The sequence below is a fragment of the Bordetella ansorpii genome (genome assembly GCF_900078315.1).
Taxonomy (GTDB): Bacteria; Pseudomonadota; Gammaproteobacteria; order Burkholderiales; family Burkholderiaceae_B; genus Bordetella; species Bordetella ansorpii.
Genome location: NZ_FKBS01000014.1, coordinates 1,183,845 through 1,199,263 on the forward strand (window position 1 = coordinate 1,183,845; position 15,419 = coordinate 1,199,263).

The 15,419-nt window shown below is 63.0% G+C and carries 14 protein-coding genes, 1 tRNA gene and 1 pseudogene; 9 read left to right on the forward strand and 7 right to left on the reverse strand.

The features are described from left to right. Positions 1 to 26: 26 nt before the first annotated feature. The 6 genes from A7W11_RS13095 (at position 27) to A7W11_RS13120 (ending at position 5,887) form a co-directional block, all read left to right on the forward strand. Complete coding sequence (locus A7W11_RS13095; RefSeq protein WP_003097518.1) at positions 27 to 299, forward strand: DUF2933 domain-containing protein; 273 nt, start codon at positions 27 to 29, stop codon at positions 297 to 299. A gap of 155 nt (positions 300 to 454) precedes the next feature. Continuing rightward, positions 455 to 2,893 carry a heavy metal translocating P-type ATPase gene (locus tag A7W11_RS13100; RefSeq protein WP_197286470.1) on the forward strand — a complete coding sequence of 813 codons (2,439 nt, stop codon included), beginning with the start codon at positions 455 to 457 and terminating at the stop codon, positions 2,891 to 2,893. Between the two features lie 141 nt (positions 2,894 to 3,034). After that, positions 3,035 to 3,421 carry a copper homeostasis periplasmic binding protein CopC gene (gene copC, locus A7W11_RS13105; RefSeq protein ID WP_003090319.1) on the forward strand — a complete coding sequence of 129 codons (387 nt, stop codon included), beginning with the start codon at positions 3,035 to 3,037 and terminating at the stop codon, positions 3,419 to 3,421. Between the two features lie 4 nt (positions 3,422 to 3,425). Next, the gene (gene copD, locus A7W11_RS13110) at positions 3,426 to 4,352 is read left to right on the forward strand and encodes a copper homeostasis membrane protein CopD (protein WP_003116797.1); all 927 of its coding nucleotides are present in this window, start codon (positions 3,426 to 3,428) and stop codon (positions 4,350 to 4,352) included. A gap of 128 nt (positions 4,353 to 4,480) precedes the next feature. Next, on the forward strand, positions 4,481 to 4,765 hold the full coding sequence (locus A7W11_RS13115) for a CopK family periplasmic copper-binding protein (protein ID WP_003090336.1): 285 nt from the start codon (positions 4,481 to 4,483) through the stop codon (positions 4,763 to 4,765). Between the two features lie 231 nt (positions 4,766 to 4,996). Beyond that, the gene (locus A7W11_RS13120) at positions 4,997 to 5,887 is read left to right on the forward strand and encodes a LysR family transcriptional regulator (RefSeq protein ID WP_014833982.1); all 891 of its coding nucleotides are present in this window, start codon (positions 4,997 to 4,999) and stop codon (positions 5,885 to 5,887) included. 4 nt (positions 5,888 to 5,891) lie between these two features. Here A7W11_RS13120 and A7W11_RS27465 read toward each other — a convergent pair whose 3' ends face one another. From A7W11_RS27465 to A7W11_RS27475, 3 genes are all read right to left on the reverse strand, one after another. Continuing rightward, positions 5,892 to 6,197 carry a helix-turn-helix domain-containing protein gene (locus A7W11_RS27465; RefSeq protein ID WP_003097526.1) on the reverse strand — a complete coding sequence of 102 codons (306 nt, stop codon included), beginning with the start codon at positions 6,195 to 6,197 and terminating at the stop codon, positions 5,892 to 5,894. Between the two features lie 176 nt (positions 6,198 to 6,373). Continuing rightward, positions 6,374 to 6,730, reverse strand: a complete 357-nt coding sequence (locus A7W11_RS29195) for a hypothetical protein (RefSeq protein WP_459562135.1) — start codon at positions 6,728 to 6,730, stop codon at positions 6,374 to 6,376. A 415-nt stretch (positions 6,731 to 7,145) separates the two neighbouring features. Continuing rightward, positions 7,146 to 7,938 (reverse strand): IS5-like element ISStma16 family transposase gene (locus A7W11_RS27475; RefSeq protein ID WP_086009121.1). Its coding sequence is split into 2 segments (ribosomal slippage): positions 7,146 to 7,680 and positions 7,679 to 7,938, totalling 795 coding nucleotides; the frame shifts between segments, so codons are not numbered across the junction. A 278-nt stretch (positions 7,939 to 8,216) separates the two neighbouring features. Here A7W11_RS27475 and A7W11_RS13140 point away from each other — a divergent pair. Continuing rightward, positions 8,217 to 9,452, forward strand: coding sequence for a TolC family protein (locus tag A7W11_RS13140; protein ID WP_024099874.1), 1,236 nt, complete (start codon positions 8,217 to 8,219; stop codon positions 9,450 to 9,452). A gap of 138 nt (positions 9,453 to 9,590) precedes the next feature. On the opposite strand, the gene A7W11_RS13145 is transcribed toward A7W11_RS13140, so the two are convergent. Both A7W11_RS13145 and A7W11_RS13150 read right to left on the reverse strand, forming a co-directional pair. After that, positions 9,591 to 11,525, reverse strand: coding sequence for a tyrosine-type recombinase/integrase (locus A7W11_RS13145; RefSeq protein ID WP_003097548.1), 1,935 nt, complete (start codon positions 11,523 to 11,525; stop codon positions 9,591 to 9,593). Positions 11,526 to 11,752: 227 nt separating this feature from the next. After that, positions 11,753 to 11,828: transfer RNA gene (locus tag A7W11_RS13150), tRNA-Gly, on the reverse strand. A 295-nt stretch (positions 11,829 to 12,123) separates the two neighbouring features. Here A7W11_RS13150 and murB point away from each other — a divergent pair. Next, positions 12,124 to 13,200 (forward strand): UDP-N-acetylmuramate dehydrogenase, encoded by a 1,077-nt coding sequence (gene murB / locus A7W11_RS13155; protein ID WP_066412687.1) that lies wholly within the window; start codon positions 12,124 to 12,126, stop codon positions 13,198 to 13,200. Between the two features lie 77 nt (positions 13,201 to 13,277). Here the strand turns inward: murB and dapB are convergent, their stop codons facing one another. Further along, on the reverse strand, positions 13,278 to 14,072 hold the full coding sequence (gene dapB, locus A7W11_RS13160; RefSeq protein ID WP_066412689.1) for a 4-hydroxy-tetrahydrodipicolinate reductase: 795 nt from the start codon (positions 14,070 to 14,072) through the stop codon (positions 13,278 to 13,280). Between the two features lie 302 nt (positions 14,073 to 14,374). Then, positions 14,375 to 14,812: pseudogene (locus A7W11_RS13165) on the reverse strand (outer membrane protein assembly factor BamE); the annotation flags it as partial. 164 nt (positions 14,813 to 14,976) lie between these two features. On the opposite strand from A7W11_RS13165, the gene fur reads away from it, so the two are divergent. After that, positions 14,977 to 15,396: a ferric iron uptake transcriptional regulator gene (gene fur, locus A7W11_RS13170; protein WP_066412691.1), complete on the forward strand. Its 420-nt coding sequence runs from the start codon at positions 14,977 to 14,979 to the stop codon at positions 15,394 to 15,396. The last annotated feature ends 23 nt before the right edge of the window (positions 15,397 to 15,419 follow it).

A 15,419-nucleotide genomic window follows, 5' to 3' on the forward strand; every position in this document is an offset into this window, starting at 1 on the left:
TCAACCCTTCTCCGTGGAGATATGCCATGCAGCATCAGCACACACAGACCCCCAGCGATCGCCCCCGGTTCTGGCGATCGCGCTACGGCGTGGCGTTCCTCATCATCGCCGCTGTCGCCGCGTATTTCCTGCTCAAGGAGCATACGGCACATGTTGCCGGCTATCTCCCCTTCCTGCTGCTGGCGGCTTGTCCGCTGATGCACCTGTTCATGCACCGTGGTCACGGCCACGGCGGACACGATCATGCCGCGCGTCAGGGTAAGGAAGGTGCCGCAGCCTCCAAGGAGCAGAAGCAATGAGTCGAGGCACTCGCACCGTGCGAGCACGCGACGCCGCGCTTGTCTCCTTGCGCGCCTGCGGCCTGCTGCGATCACCAGACACCAAAGGTTAACGGCGGAGGGCACTTGTCACTATGAATTCACCCAGCAAGTCTTCAGGACATGAGCACGCAGGCATGGCGGCGGGTGCCACAACGTCCGGCCCGCATACGCACCACCATCACGCCAGCCATGCTGGAAGTGACGACGCGGGCGGGTCCTCAAGCCACACGCAGCCCGATGCCGCGACGCGAGATCCGGTGTGTGGCATGGCGGTCACGGCGGCGTCGGAGCACCGTTCCACGCACTTGGGGAACACGTACTTGTTTTGCAGCACCGGATGCAAGGCCAAATTCGACGCCGATCCGGCGCGATATGCCAGCGGTGACGCGGGCATAGGCACAGGCAGCGGCCATGCACCGCATCACCATGCCAGCACCGCAGTTTCACCGGCCCCGGCGGCATCGCCAACCGCGCCCGGAACCATCTACACCTGCCCGATGCACCCGGAGATCCGCCAGGATCATCCGGGAACCTGCCCCAAGTGCGGGATGACGCTGGAGCCTCTGCTGCCCGACCTCGATGACGACAACCCGGAGTTGCGTGACTTCTCGCGTCGCTTCTGGTGGACCTTGCCGCTGACGCTCGTGGTCTTGGCGCTGGCGATGCTGGGCGAGCGGCTGCACCTGATGGACATGGCTACACAGAGCTGGGTCGAGTTGGTGCTGTCGTTGCCGATCGTGCTGTGGGCCGGCTGGCCCTTCTTCTCCCGCGGCTGGCTGTCCGTGGTCAACCGCAGCCCGAACATGTGGACACTGATCGGCCTGGGAACGGGTGCGGCATTCATCTACAGCGTTGTGGCAACCGTTGCGCCGGAAGTGTTTCCAGCTTCCTTCATGTCCATGGGACGGGTCGGCGTGTATTTCGAGGCCGCCGCCGTCATCATCTCGCTGACACTGCTCGGCCAGGTGCTGGAACTCAAGGCCCGCTCCCAGACTTCGGCAGCCATCAAGTCGCTGCTGGGGCTGGCACCCAAGACGGCGCGGCGCATCAATGCGGACGGCAGCGAGGAAGACGTGCCACTCAGCCATGTGCACGTCGGCGACCTGCTGCGCATCCGACCCGGCGAGAAGGTGCCGGTGGATGGCATCGTGCACGAGGGCAGCAGCTCGATTGACGAATCCATGCTGACCGGCGAACCGCTGCCCGTCAGCAAGCGCGTGGGCGACAAGGTCATCGGGGCCACACTCAACACCAGCGGCGCGCTGGTCATGCGTTCGGAGCGGATCGGCTCGGACACCGTTCTATCGCAGATCGTCCAGATGGTCGCCCAGGCGCAGCGTTCCAAGGCACCGATGCAACGCATGGCCGATGTCGTTGCCGGCTACTTCGTGATGGCCGTCGTCGCCATTGCGGTAACGACGCTCCTTGTATGGGGATTCTTCGGGCCACAGCCCACCTGGGTCTATGGACTGATCAATGCGGTGGCCGTCCTGATCATCGCCTGCCCGTGCGCGCTGGGTCTGGCCACGCCGATGTCGATCATGGTCGCAACGGGCCGTGGCGCCACGCAGGGCGTGCTGTTCCGCGATGCCGCGGCGATCGAGAATCTTCGCAAGGTCGATACCCTCGTCATCGACAAGACAGGAACCCTGACCGAAGGCCGACCTGCTTTCGATCAGGTCGTCGCAGCCCCCGGCTTTACGAACGATGAGGTGCTGCGTCTTGCGGCCAGCCTGGACCAGGGCAGTGAACACCCCCTGGCCGACGCCATCGTGCAGGCCGCGCGTGCCCAGGGCCTCCAACTCGTGAAGCCTCAGAGCTTTGAATCGGGAACCGGCATCGGCGTGCGCGGAAAGGTTGAGCACCGGCAACTGGCGTTGGGCAACACAGTGCTGATGGAACAGTCTGGCGTATCGGTGGAACCGCTCGTACCCCAGGCCGAAGCTCTGCGCGGCGAAGGGGCCAGCGTCATGTACCTGGCGGTGGACGGGCAGCTCGCGGGCTTGCTCGCCGTGTCCGATCCGGTCAAGGGCAGCACCCCCGAGGCCCTGGCCGCGTTGAAGGCTGCGGGCCTGCGGGTCATCATGGCCACCGGGGACGGGCAGACCACCGCCAAAGCCGTCGGTGCACGCCTAGGCATCGACGAGGTGCATGGTGAGGTCAAGCCGGCGGACAAGCTCATGTTGATCGAGCGACTGCAGAAAGAAGGACGCATCGTCGCCATGGCCGGAGACGGCATCAACGACGCGCCGGCCTTGGCGAAGGCAGACGTGGGCATCGCCATGGGAACGGGAACCGACGTGGCGATGAACAGCGCCCAGGTCACGCTGGTCAAGGGTGACCTGCGTGGCATCGCTGTCGCTCGCACGCTCTCGGTGAGTACCGTGCGCAACATGAAGCAGAACCTCATGTTCGCCTTCCTCTACAACGCGCTGGGCATCCCCATCGCCGCCGGGGTTCTCTATCCCCTCACGGGCTGGCTGCTGTCGCCGCTGATCGCAGCATTGGCGATGAGCCTGAGTTCGGCGTCGGTCGTTGGCAACGCCTTGCGCCTGAGAGCGAGCCGACTGTGACCGGATTTTCTTTCTGAAACTACAGGAGCCTGCTATCGCCCAGCAAACCGTTTCTTTCGTTCCACGCCGTTGCAAAGGTGCAAGCCTTATCTCGGCATTTCGTTCTTAAACCACACCTCACACATCCAGGTAGAAACTTCTATGACCCGTTCACATTTCATCGCCAAGCTCGTCGCGCCGATCGCTGCTGGTCTGTTCGCCACCGCCGCATTCGCGCATCCTTCGCTGGTGTCTTCAACGCCGGCCGACAAGTCGCAGGTTTCTGCGCCAGCCACCATCGAACTGAAGTTCTCCGAGACGCTGGTGCCGCAGTTCTCCGCCGCGAGCCTTGTCATGACTGGCATGCCGGGAATGGCGAGCCATGGCCCGATGAAGATCAACGCCAGCGTCGCGGCTGCCGGCGACGGCAAGACCATGGTCATCACGCCGGCACAGGCGCTCCAGCCCGGTGACTATCGCGTCGAATGGCGTGCCGTCTCCTCGGACACGCATCCGATCACGGGTAACGTCACCTTCAAGGTGAAGTAAGCCCATGGCCGGGGATTGGTTGACCATCGTCCTGCGCCTGGCGCTGTATCTGGACCTGGCGGCGGCGTTTGGCGTCGCCATGTTCGGTCTCTATGCTTTGGGCAACGACGAGCGATCCTCGACGATCTCGCGCCGCTATCGCGTCCTCATTGGCGCATCCGCTGCCATCGGCATTGCCCTGTCGATGTGGGGCATGACGGTCATGGCCAAGGCCATGTCCGGTGCCCAGAGCTACGCGGAGCTGTCAACGCACGTCTTCGACATGCTCATTACGGGCACGCACATGGGCATCGCCTGGTGCATTCGCATCCTCGCGCTGTTGGTGTGTGTGCTCGTCGCAATGTTGAAATTGAACGCTACCTTGCGATTTGCAGTGATGGCGCTCTCCACCGGCGTGGCGCTGGCGACCCTTGCGTGGGCAGGCCACGGCGCGATGGACGACGGCGTTCGCGGCTACATCCATCTTGCGTCGGATATCACGCACCTCTGGGCAGCGGGCGCTTGGGTGGGCGCATTGGTGGCGTTCTTGATGCTGGCATCCCACAAGCAGGATGTCGCGCAAGACCCGGTAGCGGTCCTCAGTCGGACGTCGAATGGCTTTACTCGCATAGGTACAGCGATCGTGGCTGCACTCGTCGTGAGTGGAATTCTCAATTACCTGTTGATCGCCGGACCATCGTTTGATCCGCTCATCTCGACGCTGTATGGCCGGCTGCTGATGGTAAAGCTCTTGCTTTTCGCAGGCATGCTGGCGTTGGCTGCTGCCAATCGGTATCGGTTGAGCCCGAGCCTGGAGGCTGCTTTGAAGGCAGGCAATCGCGCACAGGCAGTCATCAAGCTTAGACAGAGTCTGTTCACGGAGGCGACCTTGGCCGTTTTGGTTCTGGCGAGCGTTGCATGGCTTGGCATCTTGTCTCCCACTGGAACCTAGTCCTTCATGGGCGGCAGATGACAGCACATGAATTGAATGTAATGCACGGGTAAGCGCTCTGTAGACCGCCTGCTTCTACATTTAACGACGCGGCGCAAGTTGTCGTCGTTTTTACAAAGGAGTCGATCATGAAATCGCAAATTGTCATTGCCGCCCTGTTGAGCGCTCTCTCCGTGCCAGCCTTCGCCGGTCATGCAGCAGCCCAAGCAGCCAAGGAAATGGTTCCCTTGGCTGACGGGGGAACGCTGTACATCTTCAAGGACGGAAAGATGGCACAGGAAAGCCGCTTCGGGCGCGCCGTCTATCTCAATGTCGGAGCTTCGGTGTCGACGAAGGATGGGCGCAACATCGCGATCACCAGCAATGAAGTCGCTCGCCTCGGGTCGCTGCTACAAAAAGAGCACGGCGGATGACGCCGCGGGTGTGCGGTGCTTTTCAAAGCTTCTGCACAGTGTGACAGAGACGCGCGCCCCGATTGGGCGCGCGCGCTTGGGACGCGTCACGAGCAACCACGAGCGCTCAAGGTGCCAGTTTTTGCGATGTCAAGCGCATCAACTTCCCTGAAATGGATCCAGCCTCCCCGTCCACCGTGATTCGTCCACGGGACATCTGGCGCGAATGAGGACTTGCGAGGAGCCCGATTTATGGAGTTGCGTCATCTACGATGCTTTGTCGTCTTGGCAGAGGAGTTGCATTTCACGCGGGCGGCCGAGAGGCTGCATATAGAGCAACCCCCCTTGTCTCGCGCGATCAAGGAATTGGAAGATGAGCTTGGGGTCACGCTGTTTGACCGCGACCGCAGGGGCACACGGCTGACCGTGGCGGGGGCGGCATTCTTGCAGGACACCCGCCGACTCTTCACTGTCCTGGAGCAAGCGCGTGAAAATGCCAGAGCCATTGCCGCGGGCCTGAGGGGCAGCCTGCGCATTGCAATTTCCGATGGTGCGATGGACCCACGACTATCGGCGTTCCTAGCTCGTTGCCGCGCGGAAGAGCCCGAGGTCGAGATACGTCTCTCCGAGGTACCGCTGACCGAGCAGATACGGGGCCTACGGTCTGGCGACTTCACGATCGGATTTGCACACGCGGCGGATGTTGGCGAAGGCATCGTGGCTGAACCGATCTGGCGAGACCCGATTGTGATCGCCATGCCAGCGCGGCACTCGCTTCTTGCGCACAAGCAAGTTCCGCTGAACGAACTTCAGGGTCACCCACTGGTTCTGTGCGACAAACTGGCCTGCGAAGGCTACTGCCGAGAACTAAATCGGCTGCTACAGGTTCTGGAACACAGACTCAACGTTGTCGAAGAAGTGTCGTCGCTGGACATGATGCTAACGCTCGTCGGCGCAGGCTATGGGATTGGTTTCATGACGGCGACCAAGATTCCCATCAGCCAGAGGCCGGACGTGGTGATTCGCCCTCTGGCGCAGGACACGGCGGTAATCACAACCTATCTGCTTCGGCCAGAAAGCAGCAACTCATCGGTTTCGCTGGATCGCTTCATCGAACGTCTGCGAGGACCTCCGGGTGACTAAAGCGTCAATGCCTATCTGAATCGTGCGCCGCGGCACGAAGATTGCGTTCGGCTGCGCTGACGAGTTCCGCAGCACTGAGCTTGAGTCCGGCGGCGATTCTTAAGATCAGAGCGAGAGTGGGCATGTGCTCCCCACGCTCTATTTTGCCCATGTGCGATCGCTCGATCCCTGCTTTCGCAGCCAGTTCTTCCTGAGCAACACCTTGCGTCAGGCGGGCGACACGAACGGCCGCTCCGAATGCCAACGCTGGCTCGGCGTCGAAAGTGGTAGTTCCTGGGGGACGGCCTCGTCGGACAGTTCGCTTCTCCATCCTTGGAAGCGTCGAACAGTCCAAACAATTTAACCACGTTAAGTTTAACTCAAACTAGCTATCATGAAGACTTTCCATCCTTGTCTTATCGCTTCTTGGGGCCTCTCATGCACGACGCCACCAGCCCACGCCCACAGCTCAGGCTCGCCATAGCGCCTGGTGTGGCCTCTTCGTACCTAGCTGCATTGCTTGCCCTGCAGCGCGCGGAGGAGCCCGAAGTTTCTATGGAATTTAATGAGGTTACGGCGAGCGATCTCATTACGGGCCTCTACAAACGGCGCTTCGACGTCGTCTGCACGCGCCCAATAGCCGATGGCCCCTACGAGGTCATTACGCACCTGCAGCGACTCTCGGGACAGACGAATCTTGTAGCTGATCGATTTGAGCTTAGAGCCTTGCGAGTTGCCGAGGCGCGTAAAGCATGACAACCACGTGCGGTGCCCGCCCTTGCCGGTGGATTTGCAGCGGGTGCCGGTTCGGGCCAAGGCGCCGTCCAGACGCATCAATTCATCCTGGAAACTGACCTTGATCAATTCAACTCCCTACAACTTCCAATAGTATGTCCGCATGATCGGCTTAAGGCGCCTTCTCGCAAGATGGAGCCGCTGGATTACCAGCGGCCTAGTCGTAACCTTGCTTTTCTCGCAGGTTGCGATGGCGATGTACGTCTGTCCCAAGCCAGACCCGAGGGCATCTGTGGAAACCACGCAAATGCGTGCCACGATCTCGATGCAGCAGGCTGACAAGTTGCCAATGTCGGATTGCACCGGCATGCCTGATTCCATGGACAGCGAAGCGCCACAGTTGTGCCACGCTCATTGCAGTGGCGATCGGGAGTCGGCGCTTTCATGGCAGGGGCTGGACATTCAGTTTCTCGCGGCGCACGTGATGTGGCTCGCCAACTCGCTGCCCGGGTTGGTTCTCGACCGGGTAGCCCTCAGAGCGTGTTCAAAGTCTTTTGAGCAAGAGCACCAAGAATGCCAAGTGGACGAACTGCAGGCTGGTGTTGAGCCATCGCTCGCAGTTCTTCCACAGCCTCCTGTTCTTGTCCAGCCAGGCAAAGCTGCGTTCCACGACCCAGCGCTTGGGCATCACTTTGAAAGTGTGAAGCTCGCTTCTCTTGGCGATCTGCACCGTCACATGCCCTCCCAGAATCTGCTGCACGCCTTGCGCGAACGGCCGACCGATGTAGCCTGCATCGCACAGCAGGCTTTGTAGCCGGCTCAACCGGGGCTTGCAGCGCTGTAGCGCCTGCAGTGCGCCTTTGCGGTCCGTCACCTCGGCCGTGGTCACCGCTATCGCATGCGGCAATCCCTGGGTGTCCACCGCGATGTGGCGCTTGATGCCCGAGACCTTCTTGCCTGCGTCATAGCCCTTCAAGCCCGCCGTGTCCGTGTTCTTCACGCTCTGCGCGTCCACGATCAAGAGCGTGCTGCAGGCGTTGCGCCCCAGTTTCTCGCGGGCCGCGCCAACCTGATTTTTTTAATGCCTGCTCCAGCAGGCTGCCACCCTCGCGTGGCTCGCTCCAGATGGCAAAGTACGAGTGCACGGTGCGCCATTTGGGAAAGTCGCTGGGCAGTGCCCGCCACTGACAGCCCGTGCGCAGCAGGTACAGCACGGCGCAGAACACCTCGTACAGCTCCACTTTGCGTGGGGCAGTCTTTCTGCGCGCACTCTCCAGCAATGGCCGGATCACCTCGAACTGCTCGCGCTTGATGTCGCTGGGGTAGCCTTTTCTCACCCAGCGAGCTTCTCACATCAAGAGGGCGAGACTTTGAACACGTTCTCAGGCGGCACGTTACCTACATTCCTCCCAATCCCCGCGCGGGCTTTCCGCCGATCTACCTCACGTTCCAAGTCCTGCGGAATTGATTTATGTGTCCGTGCTCGCCGCGCACCGATGCGGCAGACCACGTGATTTCGTGAATACCAATTCCGAGGACAACCATGTTTACTCCCTTTTTTGGCGCCCCCGAGGGGCGCCCGTCGGCGTACGGCCGAGGCACAACGCCGGCCTCGATGCGAGTGCATCGTCTGAAAGCTATCAGCATCGCGTTGGCGGGCAGTGCGCTTGTCTCGCCTGTAGCCTACGCCCTCGATTTTGCTGAGGCACGCCTTATCGCGGAGCAGCAGAGCCCACGCATAAGCGCGCAGCAGTTGCAGGTTAACGTCGCCGAATCCGTGCAGAAGGCAGCAGGCTCGCTGCCCGACCCCAAGCTCTCGCTCGGCATCGAAAACTACCCCATCAGCGGCATGGATCGCTGGAGCATGACGCGCGAATCCATGACGATGCAGCGCTTGGCGCTCATGCAGGAAGTGCCCAACAGGGCCAAGCGCGACGCCCAGGTCGCCAGCGCGCAGGCGCGTGTGGATCGAGAACGCGCGGCGCTGGTTTTGCAGCGATTGCAGATCCGCCAGGAACTCAGCCTGGCGTGGATCGCCGCGCAGGCGGTGGAGCAACGGGAGATACTGCTGACGGAACTGCTCGCGGAGAACCAGCGCCTGCAAGACAGTCTCCCCGCTCGCGTCGCCGGCGGCACCGCCCAGGCTGGCGATCTGTTGGTCGCGGAACAGGAGGCGCTGACACTCACGGACCGCCGTGACGATCTACAGCGGGACCGGGCCAAGGCCAGGGCCGCGTTGCGGCGCTGGGTGGGCTCCAGGGCCGACGAAGCACTGCAAGGCGATCCAGGCCCGCTCACTCGCCCCGTCGCGCAACTGCGCACAGAACTGGCGAATCACGCGGAGCTTGAACTCTATCCGGCGATGCAAAGCATGGCCCGGGCCGAGTCCCGCGAAGCCCAATCAGAGACCCGCGGCGATTGGGCCTGGGAGATAGCCTATAGCCGGCGTGATCGCCGATGGGGCGACATGGTGTCATTTCAGGTGACATTCGATCTGCCTTGGCAGAAGGATCGACGCCAAGTGCCCATGATCGAGGCAAAACGGCACGAGTTGGAACGTCTGGACGCCGAACGCGAAGACGTGGCGCGGCGGCATTTGCAGGAGCTGGACGACAGCGCCGCCGAACTCCAAGCGTTGAACAGCCAGATCGACCGCCTGCAGACCGCCGGCTTGCAACTGGTACGGAACCGAGCGGCGCTTGCATTGAGCAACTACCGATCCGCCAAGGGGGACCTGAGCGCTGTGCTCAGTGCACGCGCCCAGGTGCTGGAGACGCGCATGCGTCTGATCGACCTTGGAGCGCAGCGCGACAGCCTCGTCGCCCGACTGAACAGCCTGATCGCGGACTGAGTGGAGACCCTCGCCATGAATACCTCTTCGAGAAACATCCTTGCCGGCTTGACGCTGGTTGCTGCCGGTATTGCCGTTGGATGGGGCGTCGCCCAATGGCGCGCCGGCCACCTCAGCGGCTCCCCCGCTGCCAACGCGTCAGGCACTTTCGAGCATTGCCGCATCATTTAGCAACCGTTGAATGCGCTGGCGAGTCTCCTCTGGAATACCTTGCACAGACGAGTCAGGTCCGGGCCTGTTTGGCTGCTGCTGGGTGCCCGCGATGACCCGCACGACCATGCCCAAATTTCCTGGTGTCACGATGTCGATGGCTGCGCGATCACCCAGGTCCGGATGTGGGCGGGTCAGCATCCGGTACAGGTCCCACGGATCCGCATGCGGGCACTGGTTCATGAGCACCTGTGCCAGCTTGTGCTTGAGGGGTACCAGCTGCCAGTCGGGCACGCGTTGCCCGCGGTTGCCCAAGCTGATGGACAGCAGCTTGCCCGCCTTCAGCTCGCGGTTGATCTGGTCCTTGGACTTCCCGGCCAACTTGCCGAACAGCGGGACCGGCAGACTGCTCGGCGATTCGTAGATGACCAGCATTTCCTCGCGCTCGCGCTGGATGACAGACACCTCCGGCTCTGGCGCATGCGTCGGGGGCGGTGGTACCTGCGACAGTCGCTGGAATGTGATTCCCCCGTCGTTTGGCGTCACGACGATGGGTTCGGCCACCACAGGCGGAACGGATGCCGCAGAAGCAGCAGCGACGATGGTGTTGGGCTTGTCCTCCTCTGCCATGGCCGGCACGCCCTCGATATGGATCGTGAGGTGCGCGCTGGCCGCTTCCACTTGGCCCTGTTCGAGCAGATCGAGACGATCCGCCCAGTCCTGCATCATCCGGCGGCGCGGCTCAACATACTTGGCGTGGTTGTAGGCCGAACTCACCTTGTTCGGGTCCGAGTGCGAAAGCTGCGCGTCCACCCAAATCTTGGGATAGCCGATCTCGTTGAGCGCCGTCGAGATGGTTCCGCGGATGCCGTGACCGGTCAGTTGATCCTCGTAGCCCATTCGTTTCAAGGCCGCGTTGAGGGTGTTCTCGCTGATGCGCTTCTTGAGTTCGCTGCGGTGCGTGAGCAGATGGACCTGGGCCGGCCTCATCACACCCAACAGGTAGCGCACGATCTCGATGGCCTGCACGGACAACGGCACGATGTAGGGCGGAACGTCCTGCGGGCGCTTGCCGGCCTTGCGCATCTCGTCTTGGAGTTGCTTGACGATCTGCGGCGGGATGATCCACAGGCCACGGTCGAGATCGAACTGGTCCGGGGTCGCCAGCCGCAGCTCGCCGGTACGCACGCCGGTCAGGAACAGCAGCCGGATGCCGAGTTGGGTCTGCCAACCACGAGGGTTGTAGAGCCTGAGCTTGTGCAGGAACTCGGGAAGCTCCGGAAGATGCAGGTAGGGGTTGTGGTTCACCGGGGGCTTGGGCTCGGCCACCACGTCCAGGTCGGAGGCCGGATTGGCTTCCAGCCCCTCCACGATGACGAGGGCATAGCGGAACAACTGCCCCAGCCAGGTGCGGACCTTCTCGGCAGTGGTGAACGCCTTGCGCTCCTCGATCCTCGCCAGGACGCCCAGGAGTTGGGGCCGGCGAATGTCGTAGATCGACATCTGCTTGAGGCTAGGCAGCACGTCCTTGTTGAAGATCCGCAGGATTTGCGACAGCGTGCTGTTCCTGCCCTCCTTGATTTCCTTGCGGCGATGCTCGACCCACGCATCGAAGACGGCCTTGAAGGTGTAGTCGGCCGCAAGCTTGACCGCGTGTCGCTTCTGTTTCCGATCGGTATGGGGGTTGACGCCCTTTGCCAGAAGCGCCCGGGCTTCGTCGCGCAAGGTGCGCGCTTCGCGCAAACCGATCTCGGGGTAGTTCCCCAGGGAGATGCGCTTTTGCTTGCCGAGCCAGTAATAGCGCAAATGCCACGACTTGCCGCCGGTGCGGGCGACCACCAGGCCGAGGCCATCGGTGTCGGGGATGCTGTAGGTTTTCTCGGCGGCCTTGGCTTGCCGCACGGTCAGATCAGAGAGTGTCATCATCAAGCTCCTAAGTCTTGGACTTAGGCCCGATGCTGCTTGTCATCCCGATCCAACCCCAGCAACAACCCGGAACCGGCACGACCCGCATTCTTTGGCCTTGTTTTTGGCCTCAAAAATGGTGGCTGTCAGTGGACTTCCGTGGCTTTCGCTGGAATGAAAAAAGGAGCCGAAGCTCCTCTTTTCAATGACTTACAGACGTCAGTGGAAGTCTGTAGATCATAAATTGGAGCGGGAGACGAGTCTCGAACTCGCGACCTCAACCTTGGCAAGGTTGCGCTCTACCAACTGAGCTACTCCCGCAGAGAGGGCGCATTATACACAGATAAATCGAACGTGCACGTCGCCTTTGCGCTCTCCTCGACGCCGGCGGATGCAGCCTGCTCGAAAGCGTTCCTGCCGCTGCGTCCGAGCGCGGTCGGGCGAGAGAGGGCAACGCATTCCACAGACGCGCCAAGGCCCTCTGGAACTCGAATCCCCAAGGAGAAAATCCCCCTTCTTCGCAAAACCTCTTTACTCGTGCAACCCTTCCTGAATCCTCTTCCCCACACCCCGTCAAGTATCATCTCCCCAGTTTCCACGCTGCATCCCGCCCGCCATGTCCCAGCCCGCCGATCCTGCCGTTTCCGGCGCCATGCTGACGCCTGCCGCCTGCGATCTCACTCACGCCAACACCTTCGGCCTGGTCTCGCACGCACCCGCCTGCGTCACCCTGGACGACACCGCGCAACTGAAGGCGCTGTCCGACCTGGCCCTCCAGCATCCTTCCCTGCTGATCCTGGGCGGCGGCAGCAACGTCATCCTTCCCTCGCGCGTCCCCGGCCTGGTCGCCCGCGTGGCCTTCAAGGGCATCCACCTGGTCGAGGAACGCCCCGACGCCTGGATCGTCGAAGCCGCCGGCGGCGAGGTCTGGCATGATTTCGTCGCGCATTGCATCGAGCAAGGCTGGGACGGCCTGGAGAACCTGGCATTGATCCCGGGCACGGTCGGCGCCGCGCCCGTGCAGAACATCGGCGCCTATGGCGTCGAACTCGACCAGCGCTTCGACAGCCTGCTGGCCTGGAACCTGCGCGAACGCTGCCTGGTGCGCATGACCGCCCGGGACTGCCGCTACGCCTATCGCGACAGCCTCTTCAAGCACGCCGAGCCGGGCACCTGGGTGATCGTGTCGGTGCGTTTCGCGCTGCCCCGGCCGTGGCATGCCGTGGCCGACTATCCCGACCTGGCCCGCGATCCCGTCCTGAATCCCGGCCCGCGCCGGCCCGGCGAGACCGCCACGCACCCCAGCGCGCGCGACGTGTTCGACGCGGTGTGCCGCATTCGCCGCGCCAAGCTGCCCGATCCCGCCGTCATCGGCAATGCCGGTAGCTTTTTCAAGAACCCCATTGTCGACGCTGCCCTTCGCGAAGACCTGCTGGCGCGCTTCCCCTCGCTGGTGTCGTACGCGCAGCCCGATGGCCGCTACAAGCTGGCGGCGGGCTGGCTGATCGACCAATGCGGCTGGAAGGGCAGGACGCAGGGCGCGGCCGGCGTGCACGACCGCCAGGCGCTGGTGCTGGTGAACCGCGGCGGCGCCCGCGCCGACGACATCCTGGACCTGGCCACGGCCATCCAGCGCGACGTGGAAGAGCGCTACGGCGTACGGCTGGAGCGCGAGCCGGTGCTGGTGGCGTAAGAGGGCAAGTTCCCTACGCAATGAAAAAAGGCGGCCGCTTCATGCGGGCCGCCCGTTTCGGCAAGCTGGAGATGGAATCAATCCAGGCCCAGCACCGCCTGCATGTCGTAGATGCCCGTCTGCTTCGATGCCAGGAAGCGCGCCGCGCGCAGCGAACCTTCCGCGTAGTTGGCGCGGGTGGTGGAGCGGTGCGTGATCTCGATGCGCTCGCCCGTGCCGCAGAACATGACGGTGTGGTCGCCGACGATGTCGCCGCCGCGCACCACCGAGAAACCGATGCTGCCGGGCTTGCGCGCGCCGGTCTCGCCGTGGCGCGCCCACTCGGCGACGTCGGGCAGCGCCACGCCCCAGGCGCGGGCCACCGTTTCGCCCATGCGCAGGGCCGTGCCCGAGGGGGCGTCGACCTTGTTGCGATGGTGCGCCTCGAACACTTCGACGTCGTAGCCCGAGTTCAGGATCTTGGCGGCGATTTCCAGCAGCTTGAACGTGGCGTTGACGCCCACGCTCATGTTGGGGGCGAACACGATGGCGATCTTCTGCGCGGCCACTTCGATGGCGGCGCGGCCGCTGTCGTCGAAGCCGGTGGTGCCGACGATCAGCTTGGTGCCGTGCTGTACGCAGGCCTTCAGGTGTTCCAGCGTGCCCTCGGGGCGCGTGAAGTCGATCAGGCAGTCGGCATTGGCCAGGGCATCGAGCGAGTCGGTGATGGCCACGCCGGTATTGCGGCCCAGGAAGGCGCCGGCATCGTTGCCCAGCGAGGGCGAGCCGGCGCGATCCAGCGCCACGGTCAGTTGCAGGTCGGGGGCGTCGAGGACGGCCTCGATCAGCATGTGGCCCATACGGCCACTGGCGCCCGCGATGGCGATACGCATGGAATTTCCTTGGAGTTGGCTAGGCATGGCGGCGATCAGCGCAGCGGCTGGGCGTCGCTGCCGGGCAGGCCGGGCGAATAGGGCGCGGTGCTGGCCGGTGGCTGGATCACCACGTTGGGGGTGACCTGGCGGCTGCTTTCCTGACGTTGGCGGGCCTGATCGGAGTCGGTCGTCTGGCCGGCCTTGCTTTGCTGGGCTTCAGCCTGGCGGGCGGCCTCGGCGCGAGCGGCGTCGGCCTTGGCGTCCGGGGCGACGGCGGGCTGGGCCGCCGATGCGGCGCCCGGCTGAGCGGCCGGTTCGGACTTGGCCTGGTCGGCCGGCGCGGCGGGCGCCTGCTCGATTGGCCTGCCGTCCTCGTCCAACTGGTACGGCTGCAGCGTGGGCTGTTCGTCGCCGGCCCAGCGGGCCAGGCGGTCGTTCTCGAACCACACGGTGAACTTGCGTTCGCGCGCATCGCCGTAGCCGGGCTTGTAGTAGTACGGATAGTCCCAGCGGTCGGAGTGCAGCACGCTGGTCAGCATGGGGCTGCCCAGGGCGAAGCGGACCTGTTCGCGCGACATGCCGGGCTGCAGCAGGGCGATCTGCTCTTGCGTGATCCAGTTGCCTTGCTGGACGTCAATCTTGTACGGGAAGCCCCATTTGCTGCCGGAAGAGCATCCGGCCAGAACGGCCGCGATGCCCAGTGCTGCCAGGCCCGTCTTGAGAATCCGGACGGACCGGATGGGATTACGTGCAATCATGGACACTTGCGCCCCGCCATTATTGAGAAACGAACAAAACCGTTATCATAAAGGTTTCAAGAAGATAGTTCCGTGTAGCGGCAACAAGATGGCCGGCGGGTGTAGCGAAGCCGGCCGGTTTCTGCGCCCGGGGTCCGGCTTCTGCCTACGGATAGCGAGCACATATGACCGACCAAAGCGACCTGAAAAACATGGGCCTGAAGGCGACGTTCCCGCGCCTGAAGATCCTCGATATCTTCCGCAAGTCGGACGAGCGCCACCTCAGTGCCGAAGACGTCTATCGTGCCCTGATCGCCGAGAACGTCGAGATCGGCCTGGCTACCGTCTACCGGGTGCTGACCCAGTTCGAGCAGGCCGGCATCCTCAGCCGCAGCCAATTCGACACCGGCAAGGCTGTTTTCGAACTGAACGACGGCGACCACCACGATCACCTCATCTGCACCAACTGCGGCGTGGTGGTCGAGTTCTCGGACAACGAAATCGAGAAGCGCCAGCACAAGATCGCCAAGGACAACGGCTTCGCGCTGGAAAGCCACGCGATGGTCCTGTACGGCATCTGCGGCAATTGCCAGAAAAGCCGCTAAGGTAAGAACCGGCCTGGCGCCGG